Here is a 17,634-nt window from a genome sequence, read left to right as displayed (position 1 = left end):
GGATCGCCCCACCCGGAATACCGAAGACGGTGTCCGCCCCCACTTCCTCCAGAGAACGAATGAGGGACTGCGCACCCGTCACGTGCTCGACGGGGGTGGCGGGCTGTGCGCCGCTACGGGTCCGCGGCTGCGGATGGTGCCCGGTGGCCTGCTCGGTCATCAGCATTCTCTTCTCGAAGCAGAGGGTTTTACGAGGGTTTGGGACGGCTTGGGGATGAGCCGGTGCAACAAAAAACCCCTCGTGCCATGAGGCAAGCGAGGGGAGCGCGTCGGGTGCGTTTCAGGCGGCCTTTCCTGGCCTGCCTCAGCCGACGCGCTTTCCAAGTACGAGAATTCGGGTGCGCATGGCACTGACCCTCCCCCCGACGCGCGGTCACTGTCAAGTAGGTGGGACGGGCGTCTCATTATGTGAGCGGATCGGGGGACGGTTTCCGACACTCAGCGGGACCGGGGCGGGCAGCGGGTACTCGTCCCGCACCAGGGCCCGGCGCAGCCGGTACTCGTCCAGCGGCCCGGAGAAGGCCATGCCCTGACCGTGGGTGCAGCCCATGGAGCGCAGGGCGAGCACCTGCTCGGGCATGTCCACGCCGTCGGCGACGGACTGCATGCCCAGGTCGCCGGCGATGCGCAGCAGACCGCTGGTGATCTTGCGCAGCCGGGCCGATTCCACGATGCCCTCGACCAGGCCGCGGTCCAGTTTCAGTATGTCGACCGGAAGGCGGCGCAGGGCGCTGATCGCCGCGTGTCCGCTGCCGAATCCGTCGAGGGCGATCTTGACGCCGAGCCGGCGCAGGGCGGCCAGGCGCTGCTCCAGCTCGTCGAAGGTGACCCTCGGGTCCCGGGGGTCGGTGTCGGCGAGCTCGATGATCAGGGAGCCGGAGGGCAGGCCGTGCCGGGTCAGCAGGGACTCGACGGAGCCGAGCGGCATGGAGCGGTCCAGCAGGCGGCGGGCGGAGAGCCGGATGGCGACCGGGGTGCGGTGGCCGATGCCGGCCCGCTCGGCGGCCTGCTCGACGGCTTCTTCGAGCAGCCAGCGGCCGAGCTCGGCGGTGCGCTCGCTGTCGTCCGCGGCCCGCAGGAACTCGGCCGGGGTGAAGAGGATGCCCTGGGCGGAGCGCCAGCGGGCCTGGGCGGCGACGGCGGCGATCCGGCCGGTGGTCAGGTCGACGACGGGCTGGTGCAGCAGGGCGAACTCGCCGTCGTGCAGGGCGGTGCGCAGCCGGGCGGCCAGCTCCGTGCGGCGGACCACCTCGGCCTGCATCTGCGGGGCGTAGAGCTCCACGCGGTCCTTGCCACCGGCCTTGGCCCGGTACATGGCGAGGTCGGCGTTGCGCAGGAGGTCCCCGGCACCGATGCCGGGCTCGGCGAAGGCGACACCGATGGAGGCGGCGACCCGCACCTCGTTGCCGCTCTCCAGGCGGTACGGCTGGGAGAGCCGGGCCCGCAGCCGGTCGGCGATCTCGTGGACCCGGCACTCGCGCTCGGTCTGGTCGCGGGAGCCGTCGCCGAGGATGAGGGCGGCGAACTCGTCGCCGCCGAGCCGGGCGGCGGTGTCCCCGGCCCGTACGGAGTCCTGGAGCCGTCGCGCGGCCTGGATCAGCAGCTCGTCGCCGGCCTGGTGGCCGAGCCGGTCGTTGACGGCCTTGAAGCCGTCCAGGTCGATGAAGAGCACGGCGGTGCCGGGGTCGGAGGCGCGGCGGCCGCTGAGCGCGCCGCGGACCCGTTCGGTGAACAGGGCCCGGTTGGGCAGGTCGGTGAGCGGGTCGTGCTCGGCGTTGTGCCGCAACTGGGCCTGGAGCCGGACGCGCTCGGTCACGTCCCGGCTGTTGAAGATCAGGCCGCCCTGGTGGCGGTTGACGGTGGACTCGACGTTGAGCCACTCGCCGCGGCCGGAGCGGAAGCGGCACTCGATCCGGGTGGTGGGCTCCTCGGAGGGCGGGGCGGCCAGGAAGCGGCGCACCTCGTGGACGACGGCGCCCAGGTCCTCGGGGTGGATGAGGGAGGCCAGCTCGGACCCGATCAGCTCCTCCGCCTCGCGGCCGTACACGCCGGAGGCGGCCGGGCTGACGTAGCGGAGTATGCCGGAGGGCGCGGCGATCATGATGACGTCGCTGGAGCCCTGCACGAGGGACCTGAAGTGGTTCTCCTTCTGGGCCAGTTCGTGGGTGAGGGCGATGTTGTCGAGCAGCATGATGCCCTGCCGGACGACCAGGGCGAGCACGACCGTGCAGCCGGTGAGGACGACGACGCGGTCCACTCTGCGTCCCTCGACGACGTTGTACAGGATGCCGAGCGTGCAGACCGCGGCCGCCAGGTACGGGGTGAGGGCGGCGAGGGACCCGGCGAGCGGGCGGCTGTGCGGCTGCCGGGCGGCGCGGGGCGCGGGCGGCGCGTCGGCGGACCGGCGCACGCCCCACGGCGCGTAGGCGAGCAGCAGGGAGCCGGCGAACCACCCGGCGTCGAGGAGCTGGCCGGAGCTGTAGTGCTCGCGCAGCAGCGGTGAGGTGAACAGGGCGTCGCACAGCACGGTGAGCGCGAAGGCGGCGATGGCGGTGTTGATCGCCGAGCGGTTGACGTGCGAGCGGCGGAAGTGCAGCGCGAGCACCATGCTGACGAGGACGATGTCGAGCAGCGGATACGCGAGGGAGAGCGCCGCTCTGGCGACGCTCTCGCCGGGCACGTAGGCGGTGTGCGCGAGGGCGAGGCTCCACGAGAGGGTGAGCAGGGAGCCGCCGATCAGCCAGGCGTCGAGGGCGAGGCAGACCCAGCCGGCGCGGGTGACGGGCTTCTTGGCGAGCACGAGCAGGCCGACGATGGCCGGCGGGGCGAACAGCAGGAAGCAGAGGTCGGCGACGGAGGGGCTGGGCACCTCCTGGCGGAGCACGACCTCGTACCACCCCCAGACGGCGTTGCCCGCGGCGGCCATGAAGGAGGAGAAGGCGAAGAGCAGCCAGGCGGGACGGAAACTGCGGTGCGGGCCGCGGGCGTAGAGGAAGCAGGAGACGGCGGCGGCGAGCGCGGCGGCGCTGAGGCCGAAGTCGCCCATGACGAGGGCGATCCGCTCGGAGCCCCAGCCGAGGGCGGCGCCGGTGGCGTATCCCCCGGAGATCAGCCCGAGCCCGATCTGGGCGAGCACGCCGCCGGCTCCGGGCCCCGGTCGCTCGGGTGCGGGCGCGCCCGGCCCGGGGCGCGTCCCGGCCTCTTCGGCGACGGGCCGGCGCCCGAGGAGCGTCCCGGTGGTCACCGTGCCCTCCGGGGCCTCGCCGGGATGCTCCTGTGCCGGAAGGGCGCCGAGACCGTCGTCCGGGCGGTCCGGGCGGGGTGCGGCGTGACCGCCCCGGCCGCCCGGCAGGTCGCCGTGGGCGCACCCGCCGCCGTCCGGGGCGACCGGCGGCGCGGCCCCGTCGGCTGCGGCGCCGGGGCGGGGTCCGGGCACGGCGAGGGTGCCGGGGCCGGCCGGGGCGGCGCCCCGGTCGTCCGTCGGTGGTCCCGCGGCGCGGGCGGACCGGTCCGGGACCGGCTGGTCCGGAAGGGCGGCTGCGAGGCGCGGGGGGATGGCCGACGGCGGCACCGCCGCGTCGGATCGTCGATCACTCGGCCGTGCTTCACCCGTCGCCCCCCTCGGAATCTGATGTCCCGTCACTTCGCTCCCCGGCGTCTGCCCGTTCCCGACGCGGTCCCCCCGTTCCGGGACCATACACCAGGATCGTCACTCAGGGACAGGGGTGCAGTACTCTGCGTGACGGTCAAGGGGCTTGTGAGCAGCGCACTCAGGGGGCGCACGCGTCCGGGCGGCGCATCAGGTGGTCAGGACCACGTTGGCGAGCTCCTCGCCGGCCGCGAACCGGTTGAGCTGCGCCGCCAGGAGGCGCTTGGCGCGCGGCATGAACGCCGAGGTGGAACCGCCCACATGGGGGCTCACCAGGACTCCCGGGGCGTGCCAGAGCGGGTGCCCGGCCGGCAGCGGCTCCGGGTCGGTGACGTCGAGCGCGGCGGTGATCCGGCCGCCCTCCACCTCCTTGAGGAGCGCGGCGGTGTCCACCACCGGGCCGCGCGCCACGTTCACCAGGAGGGCGCCGTCCCTCATCCGGGCGAGGAACCCGGCGTCGGCGAGATGACGGGTCTCGGCCGTGAGCGGCGTGGAGAGCACGACCACGTCCGCCTCGGGCAGCAGCGCGGGCAGCTCCGACAGGGCGTGCACCGGACCGCGCTCGGTGGCACGCGCGGAGCGCGCGACGCGCACCACCCGCGCGCACTCGAACGGGACGAGCCGGTCCTCGATCGCGGCCCCGATCGACCCGTACCCGACGATCAGCACCGACTTGTCGGCGAGCGCCGGGTAGAAACCGGCCCGCCACTCCTCCGCGTCCTGGCCGCGGACGAACCCGGGGATGCCGCGCAGGGAGGCGAGGATCAGGGCGAGCGTCAGCTCGGCGGTGCTGGCCTCGTGCACGCCTCTGGCGTTGCACAGCCGGACGCCCGGGCGCAGGGAGCCGAGCCCCGGCGTCACGTGGTCGATGCCGGCGGACAGGGTCTGCACCGCCCGGACGGAGGTCATCGCGGCCAGCGGCCGGCACGCGATCTCCTCCCCCTTCATGTACGGCACGACGTAGAAGGCGCAGCGCGCCGGATCGGCCGGGAAGTCGGGTCCGCCGTCCCAGAAGCGGTAGTTCCATCCCGACGCGCCCGGCGCGGGAAGTCCTGCGATCTCGTCGGCCGGTATCGGAAGCCACACGTCGGCGGCGGTGTCGTCGAACGTCATGACCGGAGGCTATGCGATGGACCGGGGGCGCCATTGGTTACTTTGGGGGGCGGCACAGGGAGGGGTACCGGCAGGTGGAGCGCAGGACGATCGGGGCGGCGGCGCTTTCGGTGGGTGCGGTGGGCCTCGGCTGCATGCCGATGAGCTGGGCGTACAGCGGCTCGCAGCGGCGTGGCGACCGCTCGCTGCGGGCGGTGCACGCGGCCCTCGACGCCGGGGTGAACCTGCTCGACACCGCCGACATGTACGGCCCCTTCACCAACGAGCTGCTGCTCGGCCGGGTGCTGAAGGAGCGCCGGGCGGACGCCTTCGTGTCGACCAAGTGCGGGCTTCTGGTGGGCGACGGGCACGTCGTGGCGAACGGCCGGCCCGGGTACGTGCGCCGGGCCTGCGACGCCTCGCTGCGCCGCCTCCAGACCGATGTGATCGACCTCTACCAGTTGCACCGGGCGGACCCCGAGGTGCCGGTGGAGGAGACCTGGGGCGCCATGGCGGACCTGGTACGGGCGGGCAAGGTCCGGGCGCTCGGGCTGTGCGCGGTGGGTGCCCGCTCGGCCCGGCGGGGCGCGCCGGGCGGCGGCTACGAGGGAACGATCCGCCAACTGGAGCGGGTGCAGCAGGTGTTCCCGGTCAGCGCGGTCGAGGCCGAGCTGTCGGTGTGGTCGCAGGAGGCCCTGGTGCGGCTGCTGCCCTGGTGCGAGGCGCGGGGAGTGGGTTTCCTGGCCGCGATGCCGCTGGGCAGCGGCTATCTGACCGGGACGCTGACGCCGGGCGGCGGCTTCGAGGCGGACGATCCCCGGGCCCGCCACCCCCGCTTCACGGCCGAGATGATGGCCGCCAACCAGCCGCTGGTCGCGGGCCTGCGCCGGGTGGCGGCCCGGCACGGCGAGCACGTCACCCCGGCGCAGGTGGCCCTGGCGTGGGCGCTCGGCCGGGGACCACACGTGATCCCGATCCCGGGCGCGAAGCGGGAGCGGTGGGCCGTGGAGAACGCGCGGGCGGCCGGCCTGGCGCTCACCCCGGCGGACCTGGCGGAGATCGCGGCGCTGCCCGCGCCGAGGGGATCCTGGGACTGACGGACCCGGAAACCCGCCGCGGCGGATGGGAACCCGAACGGGCCGGGCGGTGTATCAAGAGCAGGAACCGCCGCGGGAAGGGATCGGGAGCATGGGTCGGGGCCGAGTCGTCGTGAAGGGCGTGGCGGGCGCTGCCGCCGCGCTGCTGCTGGCCGTCGGGTGCGGGTCGCCCTCGGGCGGGGACGGAGGAGCGGCGGATTCGCCGAGCCCGACCGCCTCCCGCACGACCACGTCCCCCGGTCCCGGGACGAGTCCCCCGCGGGCCGCGGTGAGGGTGGCGGGGACGCTGAGCGAGGGCCTGAGATCGCCGTGGGGGCTGGCCGAGCTGCCCGGCGGCGACCTGCTGGTCTCCTCGCGGGACGAGCGGACGATCACCCGCGTCTCCGCCCGGGACGGGCGCCAAACGCCGCTCGGCGAGGTCCCCGGGGTGGTGCCGGGCGGCGAGGGCGGCCTGATGGGCCTCGCGGTGCGCGACGGCTGGGTGTACGCGTATCTGACCGCCGCCTCGGACAACCGCATCGTCCGGATGCGGTACGGGGGCGGGGCCGGCGACCGGCTCGGGGCGCCGCAGCCGGTGCTGACCGGCATCCCGAAGGGTGTGGTCCACGACGGCGGACGGATCGCCTTCGGCCCGGACGGGATGCTGTACGCGGGGACGGGCGAGACGGGCGAGACGGGGCTCGCCCAGGACCGGGAGTCGCTCGGCGGGAAGATCCTGCGGATGACCCCGGAGGGCCGCCCGGCGCCCGGCAACCCGTTCCCGGGCTCGGTGGTCTATTCGTACGGGCACCGCAATGTGCAGGGGCTCGCCTGGGACGGGGACGGGCGGCTGTGGGCGGCGGAGTTCGGGCAGAACACGTGGGACGAGCTGAATCTGATCCAGCCGGGGCGGAACTACGGCTGGCCGGAGGCGGAGGGCCGTGCCGGCCGCTCCGGGTTCACCGACCCGGTGGCCCAGTGGCCGACCTCGGAGGCTTCGCCGAGCGGGATCGCCTACGCGCGCGGCGCGATCTGGATGGCCGGGCTCCGCGGCGAACGGCTGTGGCGCGTCCCGCTCTCCGGCGCGGAACGTTCCGGGGAGCCGCGGGCGTTCCTCTCGGGTGAGTACGGACGGCTGCGCACGGTCCTGGCGACCGGGGGCGGCACCCGGCTCTGGCTGGTGACCAGCGAGACCGACACCCGGGGCACCCCGGGGCCGGGCGACGACCGGATCCTCCGTCTGGAGGTGGGGTAGCCCCCGGCATCTCAGAGGGAGGCCGAGCACGTGTTCAACCTGATGGAAGAGCTCTTCGCGCCGGGCCGCAAGCACACCGACGACGAGCGGCAGCGGCTCGCGCTGACCCGGGAGGACGTGGGTGACGGCGACCGCCACAAGGGGCCGATAGACCTGGCCTCCGGGAAGGTGACCATACGGGTGCCCGCGCCGGCGCCTGCGCCCGGCGGGCCCGCCGCGACGGCCGGGTCGGGCGGGTCAGACGGGGGCGTCCAGGAGGCGGAGGCGGTGGGCGAGGGCGGCGGCCTCGCCGCGGCCGGCGACGCCGAGCTTGGCGAGGATGTTGGAGACGTGGACGCTCGCCGTCTTCGGTGAGATGAACAGCTCCTCGGCGATCTGACGGTTGGTGCGGCCCTCGGCGACCAGGCGCAGCACGTCCTGCTCGCGCGGGGTCAGCTTGAAGGCGTCGGAGGCGTCGGAGGCGTCGTGGTCCGCGTCCGGCTCCCCCGGTGCGGCGCGGTCGGCGGTGAGCGGTGTCAGGCGGGCGCGGGCGGCGAGGAGCTCGATGTCCTCGCGCAGCGGGTGGGCGCCGAGGCGGACGGCGGTGTCGTGGGCCTCGCGGAGCAGTGCGGCGGCCTCCTCGCGCCGGCCGCCCTCGGCGAGGAGGGCGTCGGCGAGGCGGTGCCGGGACCGGGCCAGCTCGTAGGGGCGGTCGAGCGGTGCGAAGGCGGCGACGACCTCGGCCCAGCGGGCGGCGCTGTCCCGGCCCTCGGCGCGGGCCAGTTCGGCGGAGACGTGGAGGGAGTGGGCCTGCCAGACGGGTGCCGGGGTGGCCAGGTTCCGTGCGCAGCGGCGGATGAGGTCCAGGGCGGCCGGGCGGCCGTCGGCGGCGGCCGGCAGGCCCCGCGCGTCGGCCTCCGCGGTGACGGCGGCGAGGACGAGCGGCCAGGCGTAGCGGTGGGTGCCGGGCGGGAAGCCGGCCTCGCCCGCGGCGGCCAGGGCGGCCCGTACGTCGGCGAGCCGGCCCTCGGCGGCGGCGACGAGGGTCTCCACATGGGCCATCGGCAGGGTGTACTGCGGGATGGGGTCGCGGGTCCCGTAGCGGGCGGCGGCCTCGGCGAGCCGGGTGGCGGCCAGGGCGGGTTCGCCGCGCCGGACGGCGAGGAGGCCGAGCATCATGAGGGCGGTGCCGCCCGGTTTGGTGCCGGCGGCCGCGGTGCGGAGCAGCACTTCGGCCTCCTCCTGGCCCCGGTCCCACTCGCCGAGGGCGAGCAGCGACTCGGCGAGGTTGGCGCGGATCCAGCCCGCGCTGTCGACCAGCCCGTGGGAGCGGGCCATGTCGATGCCGGTGGTGGCGACCTCCACGGACTCGTGGGAGCGGCCGAGGCCCTCCAGGCAGGAGGAGAGGTTCACATGGGTGCGTGCCGCTTCGTGGAACTGGCCGAGGGCCATGGTCCGTTCGCGTACCTCGTGGAGTTCGGCGAGGCCGCGTTCGGTGTCCCCGGCGGCCAGCATGATGCAGCCGAGGGTGCCCCGGGCGGTGAGTTCGATCGCCTCGGCCTTGACGAGGCGGGCGTATTCGACGGCGCGTTCGGCGTCGGCGAGGGTGTCGGGCCCGGGGTTGCGGAGCATGCCCCAGCCGGCGGCGACGGCGAGCACCAGGGCGTGGACGGCGGAGGGCGGCAGTCCGCGGACGAGTTCCTGGGCGCGGGCGATCTCGGCCCAGCCGTCGCCGCGGGCCAGGTTGGACTGGAGCCGGGCCCGCTCGGTCCAGAACCAGGCGGCGCGCAGCGGGTCGTGCTCCTCTTCGGTGTCGAGCAGGCGCAGCGCCGTCTTGCCGATCTTCAGGGCGCGTTCGCGTTCGCCGCTGAGCCGGGCGGCGACGGCGGCCTCGGCGAGCAGGTCGAGGTAGCGCAGCGGGGTCGTCTCGGGGTCGCAGCCGCACGGGGGGTACGCCTCGGCGTAGTCCATGGGGCGCAGGGCGCCGCGGACCTCGTCGGGGACCTCGTCCCACAGTTCGAGGGCGCGTTCGAGGAGCCGCAACTGTTCGGCGTAGGCGTAGCGCTTGCGGGTCTCGACGGAGGCGCGCAGGACGGCGGGCAGGGCGCGGGCGGCGTCGCGGGAGTGGTACCAGTAGGCGGCGAGGCGGTTGGCGCGTTCGTCGGCGCGGACGAGGCCGGGGTCCTGTTCGAGGGCTTCGGCGTAGCGCCGGTTGAGGCGGGAGCGTTCGCCGGGCAGCAGGTCGTCGCTGACGGCCTCGCGGACCAGGGAGTGGCGGAAGCGGTAGCCGTCGCCGTCGGGGGCGGCGATCAGGATGTTGGCGCCGACGGCGGCCCGCAGGGCCTCGATGAGGTCGTCCTCGGAGAGCCGGGCGACGGCGGCGAGCAGGTCGAACTCGACGGTGGAGCCGCCCTCGGCGACGGTCCGGACGACGCGCTGGGCGTCCTCGGGGAGGGTCTCGACGCGGACCAGGAGGAGGTCGCGGAGGGATTCGCTGAGGGCGGCGGTGCCGCGGCCGCACTCGTGGGAGGCGACGAGTTCCTCGACGAAGAAGGCGTTGCCGTCGGAGCGTTCGAAGACCTCGGCGAGCAGGGTGGGGTCGGGTTCGGCGGCGAGGATGCCGGTGAGCTGGCGGTGCACCTCGGCGCGGGTGAAGCGGGCGAGTTCGATGCGGCGGACGGAGCGCAGCCGGTCGAGTTCGGCGAGGAGGGGGCGCAGCGGGTGACGGCGGTGGATGTCGTCGGAGCGGTAGGTGGCGACGACCACGATCCGGCCGCGGTGGAGGGTGCGGAAGAGGTAGGCGAGGAGGTGCCGGGTGGAGGCGTCGGCCCAGTGCAGGTCCTCCAGGACGAGGACGACGGTGCGGTCGGCGGCGAGGCGTTCGAGGAGCCGTACGGTCAGCTCGAAGAGGCGGGCGGTGCCGTCCTCGGCGGCGGGGTCATGGCTGCCGACGTCACCGAACTCGGGGAGCAGCCGGGCCAGTTCGCCTTCCTGCCCGTCGGCGGCGGCGGCGAGCTCGGCGGGCAGGCGCCGGTGGAGGGCGCGCAGGGCGGTGGAGAAGGGGGCGAAGGGCAGCCCGTCGGCGCCGATCTCGACACAGCCGCCGACGGCGACGACGGCGCCCTGGGTGCGGGCGAGTTCGGTGAACTCCTCGACGAGCCGGGTCTTTCCGACGCCCGCCTCACCGCCGACGAGCAGCGCCTGGGGCTCTCCCGCGCCGCCGCGGGAGAGCGCCTCGGTGAGGGCGGTGAGTTCGCCGGCGCGGCCGACGAACACGGGGCTGACTGACCTGGTCTCCACGGCGCCGAGCATCGCACAGGCGTCCGTCGCCCGGCTCATACGGGGGTCACGCGGCCCGTGCGAAGCGGTGCCGGTCGGCGCTCACCCGCCCTTCGGGGTCCTGGCGGCGGCTGGCACGGCGGGCCTTGGCGGCCCGGACGGCCTGGCGGGCGAGGCGCTGGGCGGCGGCCTCGCGGATCAGCTCGGCGTGGTGTGCGCGGTGCAGCTCGTACGCGAACATGGTGTTCTCCCTGGGGTGTCGGTCCCGTCGCCGGTCCCGGTGTCGGTATCGCTTCTCGCGATGCCTCTACTGTCGTCTCCCAGGGGGTACGGCCACATCGGGCGTGTGCCGCATGTTCGGGGTACGGGGGGCCTTAGGCGCCCGCGTGAGGTCCTTAGGGGGCGGGCGCCGGACGTCCTCAGGCGGGCGCCGGGCGCCTCAGGCGGTCTTGGCCGCGCGCCATTCCGGGGCCAGGACGGACCAGACCTCCATGTCGGCGCGCTTGCCCCGGTAGCGGTAGCTCTCGCGCAGGACGCCGTCGCGGCGCATGCCGAGGCGGCGGGCGACGGCGATGCTGGGGGCGTTGGCGGAGGAGACGTGCCATTCGACGCGGTGGATGCCGCGCTGCTCGATCGCCCAGTCGATGATGACCCGGCAGGCGCGGGTGACCAGGCCCCGTCCCGCGTGGCCGGGCTCGACCCAGCAGCCGGCCTCGGCGACCTCGTTCTCGGTGTCGAAGATCCGGAACATGACGCCGCCGACGAGGGTGCCGTCGACGCGGATGCCGTAGAGGTAGCCGGCGTCGTGCGCGGTCTTCTCGGCGTAGCGGACGAGGTGGGCGCGGGCGGAGTCGAGGTCGGTCACGATGTCGGGCAGGCCCACGTGGGCGCCGATGAAGTCGCGGCCGCGGTCGATGTGGGCGAGGAACTCCTCGGCCTGCCAGGGCTGGAGCGGGGTCAGCTCGGCACCGTCGTCACCCAGCGATATCGCGAACATCCTCGTTCTCCTCTGCCTGCTCCGCCTGACCACCGCGCTCCGGGCGCGTCGACCGCTCCGGCCGCGGAATGATCACCTTGGTAGGGATCTTCGCACGGGTGTCGGCCGCGACCCGGGACTCGGGGGGCTCGATGCTGATCCGCGGCAGGACGCGGTCGAGCGAGCGGGGCAGCCACCAGTTCGCGCCGCCGAGCATGTGCATCAGGGCGGGGACCAGGAGGGTGCGCAGGACGAAGGCGTCGAGGGCGACGGCGGCGGCGAGCGCGATGCCGAACATCGCGATGACCCGGTCGCCGGAGAGGACGAAGGCGAGGAAGACGGAGATCATGATGACCGCCGCCGAGTTGATCACCCGGCTGGTCTCGGCGAGGCCGACCCGGACGGCCCGGCGGTTGTCGCCGGTCTCCAGCCACTCCTCGTACATCCGGCTGACCAGGAAGACCTGGTAGTCCATGGAGAGACCGAAGAGCACCGAGACCATGATCACGGGCAGGAAGGGTTCGATCGGGCCCGCGCTGCCGAGGCCGAGCAGCTCGCTCCCCCAGCCCCACTGGAAGATCGCGACGACGACGCCGAAGGCGGCGGCGACGGCGGCCACGTTCATGAGGGCGGCCTTGAGCGGGATGCCGAGGGAGCGGAAGGCGAGCAGCAGCAGGAGGCAGCCGAGCGCGATCACGACGCCGACGAACAGCGGCAGCTTGCCCACGATGATCTCGGCGAAGTCGTCGTAGGAGGCGGTGAGGCCGCCGACGTGGACCTGGAGCGAGGAGCCGTCCACGGCGGTCGGCAGGACGTCGTCGCGGAGCCGGTCGACGAGCTCGCTGGTGGCCTTCGACTGGGGCGAGGAGTCGGGGACGACGGTGAGGACGGCGGTGTCGCCGGAGCTGTTGTACGTGACCGGGGAGACGGTCTCGACGCCCGGGGTGTGCGCGAGCCGGGCCGGCAGCCGGTCGAGGGCCAGCCGGTCGTCGGCGCCGTCGAGGGAGGCGACGAGGGTGAGGGGTCCGTTGACGCCGGGGCCGAAGCCCTCGGCGACGAGGTCGTACGCCTTCCGCGTGGTGGCGGCGGCCGGGTTGTTGCCCTGGTCGGAGGTGCCGAGGTGGAGGGAGAACGTCGGCACGGCGAGGACGGCCATGACGACGGCGGCGACCGCGCCGAGCAGCTTGGGGTGGCGCTCGACGAAGGCGGACCAGCGGGCGGCGAAGCCGGTGGGCAGTTCGGGCTGGGGTCCGTGCTCGGCGAGCCGGCGCCGTTCGCGGCGGCTGAGGGCGCGCATGCCGATGAACGAGAGCAGCGCGGGCAGCAGGGTGACGGAGGCGGCGACGGTGAGGACGACCGTGAGGGAGGCGGCGATGGCGACGCCGTTGAGGAAGCCGAGCCGCAGGATGAGCATGCCGAGCAGGGCGATGCAGACGGTGGCGCCGGCGAAGACGACGGCGCGGCCGGTGGTGGCGACCGCGATCCGGGCGGCCTCGGGCACGGGCAGGCCGCGTTTGAGGCCCTTGCGGTGCCGGGTCACGATGAACAGCGCGTAGTCGATGCCGACGCCGAGGCCGATGAGCATGCCGAGCATCGGGGCGAAGTCGGCGACCGTCATGACGTGGCCGAGGAGCACGATCCCGGCGTAGGCGATGCCGACGCTCACCAGGGCGGTCGCTATGGGCAGCAGGGAGGCGGCGAGGGAGCCGAAGGCGAGGAAGAGCACGACGGCCGCGACGACGACGCCGACGGCCTCGGCGATGTGTCCGCCGGGCGCCTCGGTGAGGGCGACGGCGCCGCCGCCGAGCTCGACCTGGAGGTGGTCGCCCGCGGCGGCCTTGGCGGTGTCGACGAGGGCCTCGGCCTGGGCGAGCGGGATGTCGTCGGCCTGGGCGTCGAAGGTGACGGCGGCGTAGGCGGTGCGGCCGTCCTCGCTGATCTGGCCGGGCACCGAGCCGTAGGGAGAGGTGACCGAGGCGATGCCGGGCAGCTCGGCGACCTCGTCGAGCACGGCGGTCATCCGCTGCTCGACGTCGTGGGCGCGCACGCTGCCCCGGTCGGTGTGCCAGACGATGGTGCCGCTGTCGCCGCCGGCGCCGGGGAAGCCCCGTTCGAGCAGGGCGGTGGCGCGGCCGGACTCGGTGCCGGGGGCCTCGTAGTCGTTGGAGTACGCGCTTCCGGCGATCGCCGCTCCGGTGGCGACCCCGCCGAGGGCGAGGAGCCAGAGCAGAACGGCGACGAGGCGGTGCCTGATGCACCACCGTGCGATGGCTGCCAAAGGACGTGCTCCCTGGGTGGTTCGGTGCTCCGCCCACTCTCGCAGCCAATCGTGATCGTTTGCCCCTTTCGTGGCGATCCTCACAAGGGTGCGTCGGGGGCGTGCCGGGGTACGGGCCGACCGACCCGTTCCCCCGGCACGCAGCGCCCCTGAGCTGCGGCGCACGCCGCCCCGGCCGGTGCGGCCTCAGCCCGACACGCTGGGGCGCCCGTTCTCGATGTGGCCCATGAGGCGACGGCGGAAGCCGTCGGGGCCGGTCACCTCGATGTCGTACCAGCCGTGGGCGTCGGCGGCGGAGTGCACGACCGTACGGGTCTTCCCGGGCTTCACGGTCACGGTGCGGGTCCAGCGGCCGCGCTCGCCGAGGTCCTCGGGGTCGACGTAACCGAGCGGCCGGACGGTGAAGGAGACCGGGGCACCGGTGTCGTTGCGGACGGTGAGGTGCAGGTCACGGTCGTGGTGGTCGATGCGCGAGACGAGGTCGGCACCGCCGGCCGCGGGGCCCTCGAACTCGCGGCGGAAGCCGTTGGGGCCGGTGATCGTGAAGCGGTAACGATCACGCGTAAGGGGGACCCTCCATGGTGCCGTGCCCCTTACGTCCTGGTGCTGGGGGACGGCGAACTCGCCCGCGTAGGGATAGAGCGCGAAGTGCGCGCTCGCCCGGCCGCTGTTGCGGAGCGTGACCGAGACCTCTCCCTCCTCGACCAGCGCGTAGGCGTCCGGCTGGTACGGCAGCGGGCGCGCCGGGCGCGTGCCGGGCTCCTGGACGGGCATCGACTGGACGGCCGGCGGCTGGGGCCGCCAGCGGCCGGTGAAGGGCGGGACCGGGCCGGGCTGCTCGACGGGCGGCTGCCGGCGGGTCCGGTGGAAGTCGAAGGCGGAGGTCAGGTCGCCGGTGACGGCCCGGCGCCAGGGCGTGATGTTGGGCTCCTCGACGCCGGTCAGCCGCTCCAGGAAGCGGATCACCGAGGTGTGGTCGAAGGTCTCGGAGCAGACGTAGCCGCCGACCGACCACGGGGAGATCACGAGCAGCGGGACGCGGATGCCGAGGCCGGTGGGCAGGCCCTTCCACCGCTCGTCCGGGTCGTCGGCGGGCGGCACGGGCGGCGGCACGTGGTCGAAGAAGCCGTCGTTCTCGTCGTAGTTGATCAGGACGACCGTGCGGCGCCAGACGTCCGGGTGCGAGCCGAGGGCGTCGAGCACCTTGTAGACGAGGGTGGCGGAGGCGATCGGCGAGGAGGAGCCGGGGTGCTCGGAGTCGATCGCGGAGGGGACGAGGTAGGAGACCTCCGGCAGCGTCCCGGCGGCCACGTCGGCGCGGAAGGCGTCCGCGAGGGTGCCGGTCTCGACCCGGCGCAGCCCCCGCTCGAAGAGGGAGCGCTCGGCGTCGGTGAGGGTCGCCACGCCCTCCTCCAGGAGGCCGAGGAGCCTCGCCCGCTCGGCGGGGTCGGCGGTCTCGCGGACGGCGGCGTAGAAGGACTCCATGAAGGTGTGCCCGCCGGTCCGCGCGAGCGCCTTGCGGGCGATCTTCTTGAAGCCGGTGAAGAACTCGATGTTGTTGTCGGTGAAGTTCTCCCACTCGGTGTACGTCTTCCACGTGCGCCCGGCGGCCTCGAGGCGCTCGGCGTAGGTGGACCAGCCGTAGCCGGGGTGGGTGCCCTCCGCGTAGGCGGCGTTGGTGACGGCGCGGCTGCCGTCGGCCTCGTAGCCGGTCCAGCCGGACCAGAGGTGGTTGCGGTTGGGGCTGGTGGAGGTGTGGACGGACGAGTGGTAGGCGTCGCAGATGGTGAAGGTGTCGGCAAGCTCGTAGTGCAGCGGGATGTCACGGCGGTCGTAGTACGCCATGGTGGCCGCGGTCTTCGCCGAGACCCAGCCGTCCATCCAGCCGCCGCGCCACGCCTTGCCGCCGCCGCTCCAGGAGTGGTCGAGGTCGCCGATGTACTGGAGGTCCTTCTTCTGCGTCTCGGCGGCGCCGCGCACCGGGAACGGCAGCACGGTCCGGCCGAGCGGGCCGGGCTGCTCGAAGACGGTCCGGCCGGAGGGCAGCTCGATCGCGTTGCGGTCGGAGAAGCCGCGGACACCGCGGAGGGTGCCGAAGTAGTGATCGAAGGAACGATTCTCCTGCATGAGGATCACCACATGCCGCACCGCCGCCATCCCGCCGGCGGGCGGCTCCGCGGCCATCGCGGCCTGCAGCGACGGCGGAAGCAGCGAGCCCGTGGCGGCGACCCCGAGGGCCCCTCCGCCGAGCGCGAGCAGCCTTCTGCGCGAAATCTCCGGTGACACGCCCCGACCTCCTCGTCGACGGCCCATGGTCCACCTGCGAACCAGTGGGTGGGTACGGCGGGGACGGTAGTGAGGCGGGATGACAGGGAGAAGGCCCGGTGAGGGCGCGACGATGAACGTCCAAGACCCCGGACTCGGAAGTCCAAACCGCCATTTCACGGCATTTCAGACATAGTATGGATCGGGCGATATCTCCTGTGAAGGACGTGTGTTTGACAGGAACTTCAAAGGGCGGAAAAGTACACGCCGCGCGAACTCTCAGTAGGACGTTCGAATCACGAGCACCGATTCGCGCCGCGCGGCCAGCCGATCCTGTGACGAGTCAGGCTTCCGTACGCGCACGTTCGCGCATCCGCGTCCGCCGTTCAGCACCCGGGTGTCCGCCCGTGCGCCGGCGGAAGGGGCGGCCAGTTCTGACCGGCCGAGCCCTGGGGGGCCCATGACGACACATCAGATCGCCGAGCTGGAGACGCAGGCTCCGCCCGGACCCGCGCCGACGGGCACCGACACGGGCGCCCAGGCTCCGAAGGCCGCCGCCGCGAAGCGCCCGCCGCGCCTGGCCCTCGTCGACGGACTGCGGCTCGGGGCCTGCCTCTTCGTCGTCGCGTTCCATTTCCTCGGGACGACGAATCCCGCCATCTGGGGCGAATCACCCAAGGTGTTCTCGTACCTCGTGCACCGCGCCTCGATGTACGGCTGGCTCGGTGTGGAGATGTTCTTCCTCATCAGCGGCTTCGTCATCTGCATGAGCGCCTGGGGCCGCACCCCGGGCCAGTTCGCGGTCTCCCGGATCTCCCGGCTGTTCCCCGCGTACTGGTTCGTCATCCTGCTGATCGTCGCGCGCATCGCGATCATCCCCATGCAGACCGGCGACATCTACTCGGTCATCCACCCCCGGGTGGTCCTGTCGAACCTCACGATGTTCCCCGGGCCGCTCAAGGTCGGTCTGCTCGACGGCGTCGCCTGGACCCTGGACGTCGAGGCCCGCTTCTATCTGCTCATGGTCATCGTGCTGAAGTTCGGCACCACCTACCAGCGCATGCTGGGCTTCTGCACGGCGTGGCTGGTGGCCGCCTTCGTCACCCACTCCACCGGGTTCAAGCTGCTCGACCAGTTCGTCCTCAGCCTCTACGCCGGCTACTTCATCACCGGCATCGTCGTCTACCTGATGTGCCGCTTCGGGCAGAACCTGATGCTGTGGTTCATGCTGGGCATGGCCTGGGCCTACCAGCTCAGCGTGCTCCAGATCCGCGTGAACTGGCACCCCGCCACGTCCAACACCGACAAGACGGTCTCCTGGACCCTGTGCGCCCTGCTCGTCACCGGGTTCCTCGCGGTCCTGATGCTGGCCTCCCTCGGCCCGCTCAGGAAGATCAAGTGGCGCTGGCTGGTCACCGCGGGCGCCCTGACGTACCCCTTCTACCTCGTCCACATGAGCCTCGGCATCCCGCTGGCCAAGGGCCTGACCCGGCACGTCCCCGAGCTCGGCCCGTGGGGCAACATGGCCGTGACGACGAGCGCCATGCTGCTGCTGTCCTACGGCATCTACCGCTGGGTCGAGAAGCCCATGAGCAGGTGGTTGCGCCGCAAGCTCACCAAGGGGCTCAAGCCCAAGGAGAACCCCGAGTTCGCCCACTGAGCCCCGCGCCCCCAGGCGTACGAGAGCGGCCCCGCACCGGATGTCCGGTGGCCAGGACGAGTACGGCGGGAACCTTGGCAGTTCCCCTGGTGGAGGTCGTCATCGTGCGTTGCCTTCCGTCGTGT

Annotated in this window: 11 protein-coding genes; 4 read left to right on the top strand and 7 right to left on the bottom strand. The window is 73.4% G+C overall.

Annotated elements, in window-relative coordinates; genetic code table 11:
- Positions 1-379: 379 nt before the first annotated feature.
- Together ABZ135_RS37470 and ABZ135_RS37465 are read right to left on the bottom strand one after the other, a co-directional pair.
- On the bottom strand, positions 380-3,136 hold the full coding sequence (locus tag ABZ135_RS37470; protein WP_356702651.1) for an EAL domain-containing protein: 2,757 nt from the start codon (positions 3,134-3,136) through the stop codon (positions 380-382).
- Positions 3,137-3,799: 663 nt separating this feature from the next.
- Complete coding sequence (locus ABZ135_RS37465) at positions 3,800-4,762, bottom strand: 2-hydroxyacid dehydrogenase (protein WP_356702645.1); 963 nt, start codon at positions 4,760-4,762, stop codon at positions 3,800-3,802.
- Positions 4,763-4,836: 74 nt separating this feature from the next.
- Between ABZ135_RS37465 and ABZ135_RS37460 the strand changes: the two genes are divergently transcribed.
- From ABZ135_RS37460 to ABZ135_RS37450, 3 genes are all read left to right on the top strand, one after another.
- On the top strand, positions 4,837-5,838 hold the full coding sequence (locus ABZ135_RS37460) for an aldo/keto reductase (protein WP_356702644.1): 1,002 nt from the start codon (positions 4,837-4,839) through the stop codon (positions 5,836-5,838).
- A gap of 91 nt (positions 5,839-5,929) precedes the next feature.
- Positions 5,930-7,072 (top strand): PQQ-dependent sugar dehydrogenase, encoded by a 1,143-nt coding sequence (locus ABZ135_RS37455; RefSeq protein ID WP_356702642.1) that lies wholly within the window; start codon positions 5,930-5,932, stop codon positions 7,070-7,072.
- A 42-nt stretch (positions 7,073-7,114) separates the two neighbouring features.
- Positions 7,115-7,426, top strand: a complete 312-nt coding sequence (locus ABZ135_RS37450) for a DUF6191 domain-containing protein (protein ID WP_356702649.1) — start codon at positions 7,115-7,117, stop codon at positions 7,424-7,426.
- Here ABZ135_RS37450 and ABZ135_RS37445 read toward each other — a convergent pair.
- The 5 genes from ABZ135_RS37445 to ABZ135_RS37425 form a co-directional block, all read right to left on the bottom strand.
- The gene (locus ABZ135_RS37445; protein ID WP_356702647.1) at positions 7,310-10,363 is read right to left on the bottom strand and encodes an AAA family ATPase; all 3,054 of its coding nucleotides are present in this window, start codon (positions 10,361-10,363) and stop codon (positions 7,310-7,312) included. The genes ABZ135_RS37450 and ABZ135_RS37445 overlap by 117 nt on opposite strands.
- Before the next feature lie 34 nt (positions 10,364-10,397).
- The gene (locus ABZ135_RS37440) at positions 10,398-10,571 is read right to left on the bottom strand and encodes a hypothetical protein (protein ID WP_356702640.1); all 174 of its coding nucleotides are present in this window, start codon (positions 10,569-10,571) and stop codon (positions 10,398-10,400) included.
- 198 nt (positions 10,572-10,769) lie between these two features.
- Positions 10,770-11,327, bottom strand: a complete 558-nt coding sequence (locus ABZ135_RS37435) for a GNAT family protein (protein ID WP_356702638.1) — start codon at positions 11,325-11,327, stop codon at positions 10,770-10,772.
- Positions 11,305-13,584, bottom strand: coding sequence for an MMPL family transporter (locus ABZ135_RS37430; RefSeq protein WP_356702637.1), 2,280 nt, complete (start codon positions 13,582-13,584; stop codon positions 11,305-11,307). The genes ABZ135_RS37435 and ABZ135_RS37430 overlap by 23 nt, the downstream gene beginning before the upstream one ends.
- A gap of 186 nt (positions 13,585-13,770) precedes the next feature.
- Positions 13,771-15,870 (bottom strand): phosphocholine-specific phospholipase C, encoded by a 2,100-nt coding sequence (locus tag ABZ135_RS37425; RefSeq protein ID WP_356702635.1) that lies wholly within the window; start codon positions 15,868-15,870, stop codon positions 13,771-13,773.
- 439 nt (positions 15,871-16,309) lie between these two features.
- Here ABZ135_RS37425 and ABZ135_RS37420 point away from each other — a divergent pair, with 439 nt between their 5' ends.
- The gene (locus ABZ135_RS37420; protein WP_356702633.1) at positions 16,310-17,509 is read left to right on the top strand and encodes an acyltransferase; all 1,200 of its coding nucleotides are present in this window, start codon (positions 16,310-16,312) and stop codon (positions 17,507-17,509) included.
- Positions 17,510-17,634: the final 125 nt, after the last annotated feature.

This window comes from Streptomyces sp. NPDC006339 (assembly GCF_040612775.1).
Lineage (GTDB): Bacteria > Actinomycetota > Actinomycetes > Streptomycetales > Streptomycetaceae > Streptomyces.
Note: the sequence above shows the minus strand (reverse complement) of the source record. Positions and strands in the feature narration are given on the sequence as shown.